This is a genomic window from Parabacteroides sp. An277, from assembly GCF_002159645.1.
Lineage (GTDB): Bacteria > Bacteroidota > Bacteroidia > Bacteroidales > Tannerellaceae > Parabacteroides.
Window position 1 is genome coordinate 53509 of sequence record NZ_NFJB01000007.1, and the last position, 13545, is coordinate 67053.

Genomic DNA, 13545 nt, shown 5'->3' on the forward strand with positions numbered 1-13545 from the left:
CCTAAAGATAGAGATTTCCTCGAAGGAAAAAAGTTTTCCCCCGGGCACTAATGGGATAAAGTCCTGCTTCTTTTACAATATCTATGGGAGAAGATCGAAATACCCACCCTGCTCTTTGACAAAGCCAATGAGCTGACGGAAGGTTTCATTGCGTGAAAGGAGGTCGGGATTGCCCACGAGGAAAAGCTGCTCGCGGGCGCGGGTCAGGGCCACGTTCAGCTTGCGGTCGATTAGGGTACCCTCCTCTTCGAACACATTTCCGGCGAGGAAATCCAGTTGGTAGCCACGCTTCACGGTGAATCCATACACAATCACATCCCGTTCGCTTCCCTGGTATCGCTCGACGGTATCAATCGACACGTCCCGCAACGCTTCGATGCCAAACCGCTCTATCTCCGAACGAATCACGGCGATTTGATTGCGGTACGGAACGATTACCCCAACCGTCTGTGTCGCCGAAAAAGGCTTTCCGTTTTGCACATAAAGCGACCAGACGCTCCGTACCAACCGGGCGACCAGACGCGCCTCTGCCCCATTCACTTTGGCGGGCTCGGCACAACGCTCATGCCGTAAAGCGAAAAAGGCCAAACGATGGGTAGCCACCAGTTGCTCGATTTCCGACGTTCCCCGGTGTGGGAAATCCAGCTCCCGCAATTGATGCGCCATCGGGACGGGCTTTAATTTGCAACCATAAAAGAAAAGATTGGAAAAGAGGCTGACAGCCGGGTGCATACGTCCCTGTTTTTCCATGCAAAAAACAAGCGAGGCATTCCCCTGTTGCAAGCGAAGGAGGCGTTCGAAGAGCGACTGGCGACAATTCTCCAGGCCGATGGAACGGAGCAACGGCTCGGTCACTTCCGATTCTTTTTCGCTCTGTTGCACCACCGCCGGAAGCTGTTTATGGTCGCCAATGAGGACAAAGCGGCGGATGGCGTTCTGCTCTCCATGCTTCGCGCTCAAAATGCCGAGCAAATGCGGTTCCAAAATCTGGGAAGCCTCGTCTACAATTGCCAAAGAAAAGGATTTCAGACTGAAAAGGGCCATTTGGGAACTAAAGGCAGCCGTCGTCCCCACCAGGATGCGCATCTCGCGGAGCGCGTTTTGGATGTCGGAAAGGCGTGCATAACCTTCCATGCGGTTCCGGAGAAGATAAGGCTTATAAGCGGCATCGCACGAAGCGTCTGTCCCGATGCGGATAAAATCCAACCCATGCCGGACGAGCTTACTGCAGATTTCATCGACGGCACGATTCGTATACGAGAGCAAAAGGACAGACGCTGTTTCATCTCGAAGCTCTTCCTGCAAGATGCTCATTAATCCAAAAGAGGTCTTGCCTGTTCCCGGCGGACCAATCAAAAGGAAATAATCTTGTGCCTGTTTTGCCCGGAGCACTAGTTCGTTGAACTCCGGACTCTCTCCGCCCAAACTATAATCGCCCATTAGCCGGAGCGACGTGTCTACACGCGGTGCCCGTTGTCCCAAGAGACACATCCGCCGTTCCTTATGGGCCGAGAGAAAGGCATAGAGTCCTCTATATAATGTGGTATAGGAAGATTCCACGAAATCATGCTCGATAGCCCACCGATACGTACTCGGCACGTCGAACACCGCCCGGTTCTTTTGGGGTGCCCGGAGCGAGAGCGTCACCTCGTGGGCCCGCAAATCGCTGAGGCTACAACGAAGCAACAGGGCATGACGGACATCCGGTTCCTCTGTAACCGGGTAGGCATAGAGCATCACCACATCCCCTACACGGAAGTTAGGCAGGTCGTTCTCCTCTTCATCCGGGACGAGGAGCGTCACTTGGTCGATTCCAGTACCCGAAACAGATTCCAATTGTTTCAATTGCAGGCGGTCGAAGATATTTCCTGCTTGTCGTTTCTCATCGAGCGAAGCATTCCAGAGCGAGGCAAAACCGCTGGCTTCTTGCGTCGCGTTGCCCAATTTGGATAAGATATGTTCCTTCTCGACAAAAGTAAAGAAGCGGTCGAAGTAGGCGCGCTCCATCTCCGACGCCGTTTGGTACGGACGGAACAGGGCCTGGAGTTGCGGACGAGTGTATTCTTCCCACAACTTGCCCGATACGTTTTTCACGTTCAAAGCCTCCGGCGTCAAGGCGTGGAATCTTTTTCCTGCTTCTCCTTCGCCATAGCCTAATTCCAGATGGACAATCTCATTCCGTACCCGGATTGCTTCAAAAAGCAACTTGGGCGCGGCTCCCTCTTTCAACAAGCCGTCTTCATATTTCGAATAAAGGAGGAAGCAAAGGATTTGCTCGTTGCGCAGTCCGTAATTATAATGGAGCAGGGCAAGGTAAAGCAGCATCTGGACATAATGTTTCTCGACGTGACGGTTGGTCAGATACTCTCGTTTGCCCGATTTCTGCTCCATCAGCACATGCTTGTCCAATTGCAAGAGGTCCATACGTCCTTGGATACCTAACATCTCGGAGACGAACGAAGGTTCCAAGACAATTTGTTCCATGTCGATGCCCGGTATCCGACAGAATTGTTCCTGTATCATGCGGTGGAGGTTCAGTTGTTGCTTCCGGGCTTCGGTATGGAAGGTCGGGTCCATGTCCGGACAAGTAACCAATCCCAGCGGATTGTGTTGGAAGAAACGTTGTACGCTGGCTTTATAGTCTGGCTCGTGCGTCGCTCCGCCATAGATTTCTTCGTCCAAAAGTTGGCTGGCAAAATTACCCAGCAAGATGGCTTTCGAGTTGGCTGCCGGCTTAATTTTATTCACCAAATAGGTCAACGGCGTCACTCCGTATGTCTCGAAGCAGGCGGCAATGGAAGAAATATCCAGCAAGAAATCCGGTTCGACGATAATCAACTCCGGGAAATAAACACCCTCCTCCAAGCGTGGATGCACCAGGTTCAGTTGCGTATGTGGCGTGAGGAGCTTCCCGATATAATCCCAAGCACCCGAAAAGTTCGTAAAAGCATAACAGGCAGCTATCGTTTCCGATTCCACGCCTACCCTCTTTCCATAGATGAGGCGGTCGTCCCAGCGGTCGACGATCATCCGGATGCAGTTCGGCGTCGAAGCGGCATGTACTTCGCTTGTCTCCATCGTTTCGGGCAACTCGCCGGCCAACTCTTCCGGAATCTCGCACGCATACACGAATGCCACAAATTCTACAAATGCCTTCAAATCATAGCGATACGCCTTCTTCAGAAACGCGTCTTCGTAGCGCGCCAATTCCCGGCAACGGGCACGAAACCGATTTATGTTCCGATACATCTCGGCGTCCGCCTCCAAACGTTTGCAAATAAAATCCATCCGTGCAAACGGACCGGCAAAGCTCATCCCGCCTTCTCGCGTATGTTCATTCAATATTTCATTCCATATCCGGTACAGTTCCGCATAACGCACCCGTACATCTTCGTCTCCGGCAAAATGCACGTCCGCGATTTCCTGCCAATAATTCGCCACGCTTTGTTTCATGCACGCAAAGGTAAAGAGTTTTTAATCTACAAATCGGAAGATTCTAAAAAGAAAAGAACGGAAGTCTATCGCTCTATTTAGCTATTATAGACTTCCGTTCTTAGTGATCGAGTTGGGATTCGAACCCAAGACCCACAGCTTAGAAGGCTGTTGCTCTATCCAGCTGAGCTACTCGACCATCCTTTTTTCGTGCTGCAAAGGTAGGCGTTTATTTTGAATATACAAAATTATTTGAGCGTTTTTAGTTCGCTCTTGTGGCATTGGCTATCTAAATACCATTGATATAAACGTTTTACGCCCTCCTCTATTTCGATTTGATGATGCCATCCGAGGCGGTGGAGCTTCGTTACGTCGGTCAGTTTGCGCATCGTCCCGTCCGGTTTAGTGGCATCAAAGCGGATTTCTCCTTCGTAACCTACCGTCTTTTGGATGAGACGCGCCAACGCTGCGATGCTGATTTCTTTTCCTGTTCCGATATTAATATGGCAATTGCGGATTTGCGTCTCTCCGGTTTCGTAAGTGTCTTTGAAATCAACCTGCTCCATGATGTAGACGGTGGCATCGGCCATTTCTTCACTCCAGAGGAACTCACGCAGCGGTTTGCCGGTTCCCCAGAGCTCGATTCGGTCCGGATAAATGCCGTATCGGGCCAGTTTCTGCGGAATGGAATCTTCGCTGCCGGACACGGGACGAATCTCCAAATCGCGCCGCAAGGCTTTCTCGTCTCCCTCGCGGAGGCATTTTGCCAAATAAATCTTGCGGAGCATGGCGGGAAGCACATGGCTCGTCTGGAGGTCGAAATTATCGTTCGGGCCATACAGATTCGTGGGCATCACGGCAATGTAGTTCGTACCATATTGCAGATTGAAACTCTCGCACAGTTTCAGCCCCGCGATTTTGGCAATGGCGTACGGTTCGTTGGTGTATTCCAGCGGAGAAGTCAGTAGCGCCTCCTCACGAATGGGCTGCTCGGCATCGCGCGGATAAATGCAGGTGCTGCCCAAGAATACCAGTTTACGCACGTCGTGTCGGAAGCTCTCGCCGATAACGTTCTGCTGTATTTGCAGATTCTGATAAATGAAATCCGCGCGGTAACGATTGTTTGCCATAATGCCACCGACGTGGGCCGCTGCGAGGATGACACATTCGGGGCGTTCCTCGTCGAAGAAACGACGCACCGCTACGCTGTCCAGCAAATCCAACTCCGCATGTGTCCTTCCCACTAAATTCGTATACCCCTTTTCCTGCAAATTTTTCCAGATGGCCGAGCCGACCAATCCGCGATGCCCGGCTACATAGATTTTCGTTTGTTTCTCCATTTGCTTATGCCTCCTCGTTTAAGTGGTCTTTCAGATAGAGCTTCCGGACGAAACGCATATCGTGGCGCACCATGATACGCACCAACTCTTCGAACGAGGTCTTGCGCGGATTCCATCCCAAGAGCGTGCGGGCTTTCGTAGGGTCGCCGAGGAGTTGTTCCACTTCGGCCGGACGGAAATATTTCGGATCTACTTCCACCAGCACGCGGCCTGTCGCTTGGTCGATGCCCTTTTCGTCTACGCCTTCGCCCTCCCAGCGCAAATCGATACCGACTTCATGAAATGCCAACGTGCAGAAATCGCGGACGGAATGATATTCGCCGGTCGCAATCACAAAGTCTTCCGGCGTCTCGTGTTGCAGCATCAGCCACATGCATTCCACGTAGTCTTTTGCATATCCCCAATCGCGCAGCGCGTTCAGGTTTCCGAGGTAAAGTTTGTCTTGGTGCCCCTGCCGGATGCGTGCCGCCGCCAAGGTTATTTTCCGCGTCACGAACGTCTCGCCGCGCCGTTCGGATTCGTGGTTGAACAAGATGCCGTTCACCGCAAACATGCCGTAACTCTCGCGGTAGTTTTTCGTAATCCAGAAGCCGTATTGCTTGGCTACCCCGTAAGGCGAACGCGGGTAGAAGGGCGTCGTTTCCCGCTGCGGCACCTCTTGCACGAGTCCGAACAGCTCTGAAGTAGAGGCTTGGTAAATCTTCGTGCGCTGCTCGTATCCCAAAAGGCGCACCGCTTCGAGGAGGCGGAGCGTCCCGATGGCATCCGCTTCGGCCGTGTATTCCGGCACGTCGAAGCTCACCTTCACGTGGCTCTGCGCCGCCAGGTTGTAGATTTCGTCCGGTTTTACCGTATGAATGATGCGGACGAGCGAACTCGAGTCCGTCATGTCGCCCCAATGCAGGTTCACGAGCCGCTTGTTTTTCATATCGCGCACCCATTCGTCGAGGTACAGATGCTCGATTCTTCCCGTATTGAACGACGACGAGCGGCGCATAATCCCATGCACTTCGTATCCTTTTTCTATCAAAAATTCGGCGAGGAAAGAGCCGTCTTGCCCCGTTATCCCCGTAATCAACGCTACTTTCGACATAATTTCTTCCTTTTTTCCTGTTTTGGCGACTAAGGTACGCATTTTTCCGCAATTTTGCACGATGGGAAAATGGGGCGGAATTCTCCGCAGACCTCCCAACGTTGTCGGCAGCTCGGAGGAATTCTCCACAGACCTCCCGCAAGTTGCAGCAAGGCGGCGGAAATCTCCGCAAGCCTCCCACAAGCTGCAGCAAGGCAGCGGGATTTTCCGCAAGCCTCCTGCAAACTGCAGCAAGGCAGCGGGATTTTCCGCAAGCCTCCCGCAAACTGCAGCAAGGCGGCGGGATTTTCCGCAAGCCTCCTGCAAGCTGCAGCAAGGCGGCGGGATTTTCCGCTGCTTCCTTTTCACCCTTCCAACGTGACCACCGCACTTTCCACGTCTCCCCCAAAGGGCGGATTCCGTTTCGCGACACTCACCTTGGCTTGCAAAATGCGGGGAAAGCGGCCGCGCAATGCCCGTAGGATGCGCCCCGCCACGGCCTCGAGCAATTGCGAGGGCTGCGCCATCTCCTCCTTCACCACGGCATACACGGCGGCGTAATCAATCGTATCGTCCAGGCAATCGGTTTCCGCCGCCCGACCAATGTCTGCCTTCAACCAGACATCCACCACAAACCGGTTCCCTACAGCCCGCTCCTGCGGCGCCACGCCATGAAATGCATAAAACTTCATGGACTTCAATTCAATCACAGCATTCATTTCACAACCTATTTTAACTGCGTAAAAATAATACAATCAAATTATCAAGCCAAAATTTAATCTTATCTTTGCAAAAACGAAATTATCCACATCATGATTATGGGCAAAACAAAAGAAGAACAAACGAGCAGTGGCCTCCACAACGCCATGGCTGCCGGGAGTTTTGTAAAAGGAAACATCACGAGCGAGGCGGACTTCCGGCTGGACGGACGCGTAGAGGGCGACATCGCCTGCAGCGGAAAAATCGTAGTCGGGCAAAAAGGTTCGGTGACAGGTAATATCCGTTGCCAAAATGCCGAAATACATGGCGAAATCATAGGAACCATCCAAACCGACAACCACCTGACGCTGAAAGCCACCGCACGCATCCAAGGCGACATCCGCACGCAAACCCTCGAAATAGAAGCCGGTGCGCAATTCGACGGGACATGCCGGATGAAGGGAGAAGGAGAGTAAGACAGGCCGGAATGACACCATACTATCGACTAAAAAACAACACTTGTGGATAATAAAAAAGCCCACAAGCGGGAACTCATCCCCTTGTGAGCCTTTATCTTTCCTATCATTTATCGACTTATCCGCATCTCGAAGCCCCGCAATTGGTGCAAATCAAGCAACCTTCTTGATAAATGAGCGTTTCTTGTCCGCAATTCGGACATTTTTGTCCTTTAGCTTCTGTCCCATTCGGCAAATATTTCTTCAAAGCACGCTCCACACCGTTCTTCCACGTATTAATGGACTCGTTATTCAAATCCATGCCTTGCACAAGCTTAATGACTTGGTCGATGGGCATACCATAGCGCAAAACGCCCGAAATAAGTTTCGCATAATTCCAATATTCCGGGTTGAACTTACCATCCAAACCCTCAATGGTCATCTTATAGCCCCGCTTATTCTTGAATTGGAAATCATAGTGCTTCTTGCCATCTTCGTCGTAACTTTTAATGATAGACCCCTTGGTGATATTCTTCGGAAGCATGATACCCTCTTCATCGTCGGCCAAACCGGTAAAGATTTCATAAGGACGACCATTCAACAACCCTACAAAGGCAATCCATTTCTCCTTATTGTTTTGGAAACGGACCACATCCGCCTCCAATTCACGTGGACGAGTCGATACAATAACCGGCGGCTGCATGCAATTGCAATCGTCATTCTTTTTCTTTCCCTTCTCGGCAGCCAATAAGACGCCCGAACGCGAACCATCGCGATAAACCGTACAACCTTTACATCCGCTCTTCCAAGCTTCGATGTACAAGTCATTCACCAATTCTTCGCTTACGTCGCTCGGCAAGTTGATAGTTACGCTAATGGAATGATCCACCCACTTTTGAATACGTCCTTGCATACGTACTTTTTGTAACCAATCCACATCGTTAGAAGTAGCTTTATAATAAGGAGACTTAGCGACTAAGTTATCTACCTCTTCTTGCGTATATTTTCTCGTCAACGAATAGCCTTGTGCTTGCATCCAAGTCACAAACTTATGATGAAATACAATATATTCTTCAAAGGCATCACCCGTTTCATCCACGAAGTCCACCCGTGTATCGGCATCATTCGGATTCACCTTGCGACGACGTTTATAAACAGGCAAAAAGACCGGTTCGATACCGGAAGTCGTCTGCGTCATCAAGCTGGTAGTTCCAGTCGGGGCAATCGTCAAGCACGCAATATTACGCCGCCCATGCTGTACCATATCTGCATACAAGTCCGGGTCAGCCTCTCTTAAACGATTGATGAATGGATTTTTCTCTTCCCTTTTGGCATCATAAATAGGAAAAGCACCGCGTTCTTTTGCCATCTCGACTGACGAACGATATGCAGCCAAAGCTAACGCACGTTGCACTTCCTCTGCAAAATCTGTAGCCTCTTCTGTACCATAACGCAAATTCAAAGCCGCCAACATATCGCCTTCAGCCGTAATTCCTACTCCTGTACGACGTCCCATCAACGTTTTGCGACGGATTTTCTCCCACAAATAATGTTCCGGCTGTTTGATTTCCATAGACTCCGGATCGGATTCAATTTTCTTTAAAATCAAATCAATCTTTTCCGATTCCAAATCAATAATATCATCCATGATGCGCTGCGCTAACATGACATGCTTCTTAAACAACTCGAAATCGAAATAAGCTTCCGAAGTAAATGGATGTATTACATAAGAATATAAATTAATAGCTAACAAACGGCAACTATCGTACGGGCACAATGGAATCTCGCCACACGGATTTGTTGACACCGTACGAAATCCTAAATCAGCATACGAATCAGGCACCGATTCGCGTAAAATCGTATCCCAAAACAACACACCTGGTTCTGCCGATTTCCACGCATTATGAATAATTTTCCGCCACAAATCCGCCGCATTTATCTCTTTCGTATATAAAGGATTCGACGAATCTATCGGATATTGTTGGCTATACATCCGTCCTTCTATCGCTGCCTGCATGAATTCATCATCAATCTTCACAGAAACATTTGCCCCTGTTACTTTCCCTTCCACCATTTTAGCATCGATAAACGATTCCGAATCCGGATGTTTAATAGAAACGGATAGCATCAAGGCTCCTCTCCGCCCATCTTGCGCCACCTCACGTGTGGAATTAGAATAACGCTCCATAAACGGCACCAATCCGGTAGAAGTCAACGCCGAGTTCTTCACCGGCGAACCTTTCGGACGAATATGCGACAAATCGTGCCCTACACCTCCGCGCCGCTTCATTAATTGCACCTGCTCCTCATCAATGCGGATGATAGCACCATACGAATCAGCCGGGCCATCTAATCCGATTACAAAACAATTTGACAAAGAAGCAACCTGATAATCATTACCAATCCCCGTCATCGGACTTCCTTGCGGAATAATATAACGGAAATGGTCAAACAAATCAAAGAGTTCCTGTTCCGTCAACGGATTCGGATAATTACGTTCTATACGAGCAATTTCTCGCGCTAAACGACGATGCATATCCGCAGGAGATTGCTCATAAATATTCCCATAAGCATCTTTCAAGGCATATTTGTTCACCCATACCTTAGCCGCCAATTCGTCACCGGTAAAATAATCAAAAGATGCTTTATAAGCTTCATCGAATGTATAGATTTTGCTTTCCACGGCCTATATATGTTACCTTTTAATTAATACTCTTATTAACTTCTCAACAGACTTTCAATTTCTTCTACCGATGTCCGAAACGATTTGTTTGTTTCCATCTGGTCTTTGATTGTCTTACATGCATGAAGCACCGTCGCATGATCCTTCTTTCCCACAATCTTTCCGATATGTGAAAAAGAACAATCTGTATATTTCTTCGCCAAAAACATCGTTATCTGACGAGCTTGCACAATCTCTCGCTTACGAGAATTAGTCTGAATAACAGATTGATCTAAGTTGAAATATTTACAAACTGTTTCTTGGATTGACTGAACAGAAAGCTGTTTCTGCTCCAAACGCACCGAATGGCTGACTATTCGCTTCGTAAGAGAAAGATCAATTTCCTTATTGCTTACCAACGCATTCGCCATTAAAGAGACCAGAATTCCTTCTAAATCTCGAACATTTTCTGTTACATTATCTGCAATGAAATTGAATACATCTTCTGGTACATTCAATCCATCGTGCGTAATTTTGTTTTTCAAAATCTTACGACGCAAATCCAAATCCGGATGTTCCAATTCTGCTATCAATCCCCACTTCAACCGAGTGAACAGACGCTTCTCCATGCCTTGCAACTCTACAGGCGGTTTATCTGATGTCAAAACCAATTGCTTATTCAGCATGTGTAAATGATTGAATATATGGAAGAAGGTATTTTGTGTCTTATCTTTTCCTATAAACTCTTGGACATCGTCAATAATCAACACATCTACACCTTGATAAAAATATAAGAAATCATTGACATTATTCTTTCGTACTGCTTCCGTAAATTGTGTACCAAAGAGATGAGCCGACACATATAAGACTTTTTTTGACGGATGTAATTCTTGAATCCGGTTTCCTATTGCGTGACAAAGATGCGTTTTTCCTACTCCAGATGCTCCAAAGATAAACATGGGATTAAATGCTGTCTTACCTGGATTCTGAGCAATTGCTTCGCTGGCTGAACGAACAACCTTATTACTTGTTCCTTCAAAATAGTTATCAAAACTGTATTTCGAATTCAAATACGAATTCCAATCTTGCTGCGCCCGACGTTGTTCAAATAGATTCGGTACTGACGCATGTGGCATTTCCCGCGTAGGCGACGGATCCACATGCGAATCCATCATCGAACCTTCGTCTGTTACATCGCCTCCTGTAGCCACACGATAAATCAACGTCACTTCCGGTCCCATCACACGTCGAACCACCGGCAACAACAACTTTTGGAAATTCGCCTCTATATATTCACCGAAAAAATTAGACGGTACCAAGATTCGAAACTCATTCTTCTCATTAAAAGAATAAGGAATAATAGGTCGAAACCAAGTATTAAACTGTTCTTCCGACAAATTATCCTTAATAATCTCAAGGCACTTCTTCCACAATATTTGACAATCAGACTGCATCTTCTTTCTTAATACTTCTTCCTACTATTTACTTGTTTGACGGTACAAAGTTTGAAAATTAATTCCGAAAAAAAAAGTCTCTTTTTATTTTGTATTTCCAAATAAATTTATCACTCTAAAAGTCAAGTAATTAAGAAAATTCGCTCATTTCCAAATACTTACACTGTGATCTTTTTCTTTTTTTTCTTCAAAAAGCTCTTTTCGCGACATTCTGTCATTTCGTCCTTAAGAACCTTCCTGAAAGAGGAAAGCTCTATTCTTCTTATTTTCAAACGACTTGGACACATTCCTTTTTTAGAAGAAAAAAATGTGTCCAAGACAGAAAGACAGTGTCGTTTTTTAGTTTTTTTACTCTTTCCTGAATTTTTAAAATACAGAAAAATGAACATAACGCTTCGGATGTTCACGCAAATCCAACAACAGCTTCGAAGCATTGTCTGCTGTACTATTGAGATTGTCATACAAAGCGCGGTCGTTAAGCAAAAGGCCAATGCTGTTATCTGTCGAGTTGAATTTCTCAGTCGTCACCTTCAAACTAGCCAAGGTAGCATTGATACTTTCGACAGTCGTTTGCAAGTCGAGCGTTTTCAATTCCGAACTGACATCCGAGAAATTCGCCGTAATGGTCTTCAATCCAGATACAATTTCTGGCACATCGTTGGCCAATAGTTGGTTCAACTGGCGAGTTGAAGTTTCCAAATTCGCGGTTGTCTTCTCTACATGGTTGAGCGATTGTGCCAATGCCGGATGGTTTATCAACGTCTGCAAACCACCTAAAATAGAATCAATCTTTGGCAACATCGCCTCGACGCTGGGTAATATCTTCTCTTGTACAGACTGCATCATCTCTTCCGCCATGCGTCCTTCAATTTCATCACCTGGCTTCAAGTACTCGTTTACATATTTATTTAAATGGATATGCAACTCCGAGCCGCCCAGAAAGCTATTCACAATGGTAATATAGCTACCTTTATTGATGCGCATTTCGTCTTCAAGGCTGATATCGACCGTAATTTTATCCATCTTGTCATAATCGTACGTGATGTCACGCACAAGTCCGACTTTGAATCCATCGATATACACTGGACTGGAAATAGTGACTCCTTTCACATTCGTGAATATCACTTCATAATGGTTGACCGGCTTAAACAGATTAATCCCTTTCAGGTAATTAATTCCGATATACAATAAAGCCAGACTGACGATTGACACAATGCCAATCTTTGCTTCCTTGGTGAATTTCGTTTTCATCTTCTTATTATTTCGTCTTTTTGTTTTCTACTTAATTTATTGTTTCTGTTTTTGCAAACGTTGTTGCTTGCGCATCAATATATCCTCTTCGCTTCCTGCCGGAGGAAGTTTCTTTCCGGAGGCTTTCGCCTTCATCGCCGACTGATTAGCTTCGCCAACTCCCGATGCAGCCTGTCGCGTGTCAAACGTATGTTTATATCGATCAAACGCATCCGATATCGCTTTGGCCAAACGTTGTTGTCCTTCGGCCGAAGCCAAGTAACGCTCTTCCGTTCGATTCGAAATAAAACCCACTTCGATTAATACGCTTGGCATACTTGTCTTACGCAACACCAAAAAACCAGCTTGCCGTACCCCCCGGTCTTCCCTTTTAGCCTCCGAGAAACACCGCTGGATGTCAGATGCCAAACTAATACTCTGCTCCATATGCCGATTCTGGATAAACTCGAAAATAATGTACGACTCCGACGAGTTCGGATCAAAACCTTCATAACGCTGCTGATAATCTTCCTCTAAAAGGATAACAGCATTCTCGCGCATAGCTACCGCCAAATTCTCGTCCGTGCGGGCCAAACCCAACGTATAAGTCTCCGTACCCTGCACTGCGCCTCCTTTCGCCACCGAATTGGTATGGATGGAAATAAACAAGTCGGCTTTGCATCGGTTGGCTATCTCCGCCCGGTCATCCAAAGCCACAAATTTGTCCGAACTACGGGTATAAACCACGCGTACATCCTCATGGTTCGCCTCAATCAGCTTGCCCAATTTCAAAGCAATGCCGAGGTTTATCGCCTTCTCTTGGATGATTCGCCCACGCGCACCCGGATCTTTACCGCCATGACCCGCGTCGATAACGACCGTAAAATCCTTTGCCGTAGCCGGGAAAACCGTACTCCAAGCCAGCAATGCCATTATATATATAAGGTAATAACGAACCACTTCTATACATTAACTTATCATTTCCGAGGGCAAAGGTAATGTTTTTTTATATCGACCCATCATTTCCCTGCCTGATTTTTAGAAATGATTAAAGAAGATAACGGAGGAAAAGGAAAATGACTGGCGGAAAAACTTCCGACGGTGCCTATCTATTCTTTACGTATCGACGATATTTCTGTATCTTTAGACTAAAGATATACAAATATCGGCGATATTTATACAAACATCGTCGATACGTGAA

General features: G+C 47.3%; 8 protein-coding genes, 1 tRNA gene and 1 pseudogene. 1 reads left to right on the forward strand and 9 read right to left on the reverse strand.

Annotated elements, in window-relative coordinates:
* Nucleotides 1-81 precede the first annotated feature (81 nt).
* The 5 genes from B5F77_RS04240 to folB form a co-directional block, all read right to left on the reverse strand.
* Nucleotides 82-3453 (reverse strand): AAA domain-containing protein, encoded by a 3372-nt coding sequence (locus tag B5F77_RS04240; RefSeq protein ID WP_087328134.1) that lies wholly within the window; start codon nucleotides 3451-3453, stop codon nucleotides 82-84.
* A gap of 104 nt (nucleotides 3454-3557) precedes the next feature.
* A tRNA-Arg gene (locus B5F77_RS04245) sits at nucleotides 3558-3631 on the reverse strand.
* 49 nt (nucleotides 3632-3680) lie between these two features.
* Nucleotides 3681-4772 (reverse strand): GDP-L-fucose synthase, encoded by a 1092-nt coding sequence (locus B5F77_RS04250; protein WP_087328136.1) that lies wholly within the window; start codon nucleotides 4770-4772, stop codon nucleotides 3681-3683.
* A gap of 4 nt (nucleotides 4773-4776) precedes the next feature.
* Nucleotides 4777-5865, reverse strand: coding sequence for a GDP-mannose 4,6-dehydratase (gene gmd, locus B5F77_RS04255; protein ID WP_087328285.1), 1089 nt, complete (start codon nucleotides 5863-5865; stop codon nucleotides 4777-4779).
* 344 nt (nucleotides 5866-6209) lie between these two features.
* Nucleotides 6210-6563, reverse strand: a complete 354-nt coding sequence (folB, locus tag B5F77_RS04265) for a dihydroneopterin aldolase (RefSeq protein ID WP_087328141.1) — start codon at nucleotides 6561-6563, stop codon at nucleotides 6210-6212.
* A 99-nt stretch (nucleotides 6564-6662) separates the two neighbouring features.
* Between folB and B5F77_RS04270 the strand changes: the two genes are divergently transcribed.
* Entirely contained in the window at nucleotides 6663-7019 is a 357-nt protein-coding gene (locus B5F77_RS04270; RefSeq protein WP_087328287.1) for a polymer-forming cytoskeletal protein, read from the forward strand.
* Between the two features lie 118 nt (nucleotides 7020-7137).
* Here the strand turns inward: B5F77_RS04270 and B5F77_RS04275 are convergent, their stop codons facing one another.
* The 4 genes and pseudogenes from B5F77_RS04275 to B5F77_RS04295 form a co-directional block, all read right to left on the reverse strand.
* Nucleotides 7138-9681 carry an adenosylcobalamin-dependent ribonucleoside-diphosphate reductase gene (locus tag B5F77_RS04275; protein WP_087328144.1) on the reverse strand — a complete coding sequence of 848 codons (2544 nt, stop codon included), beginning with the start codon at nucleotides 9679-9681 and terminating at the stop codon, nucleotides 7138-7140.
* A gap of 35 nt (nucleotides 9682-9716) precedes the next feature.
* Nucleotides 9717-11114, reverse strand: a complete 1398-nt coding sequence (gene dnaA, locus B5F77_RS04280; RefSeq protein WP_087328147.1) for a chromosomal replication initiator protein DnaA — start codon at nucleotides 11112-11114, stop codon at nucleotides 9717-9719.
* Between the two features lie 366 nt (nucleotides 11115-11480).
* Complete coding sequence (locus B5F77_RS04290) at nucleotides 11481-12365, reverse strand: MlaD family protein (RefSeq protein ID WP_087328152.1); 885 nt, start codon at nucleotides 12363-12365, stop codon at nucleotides 11481-11483.
* Between the two features lie 60 nt (nucleotides 12366-12425).
* Nucleotides 12426-13277 (reverse strand): annotated as a pseudogene (locus B5F77_RS04295) (N-acetylmuramoyl-L-alanine amidase); the annotation flags it as partial.
* Nucleotides 13278-13545: the final 268 nt, after the last annotated feature.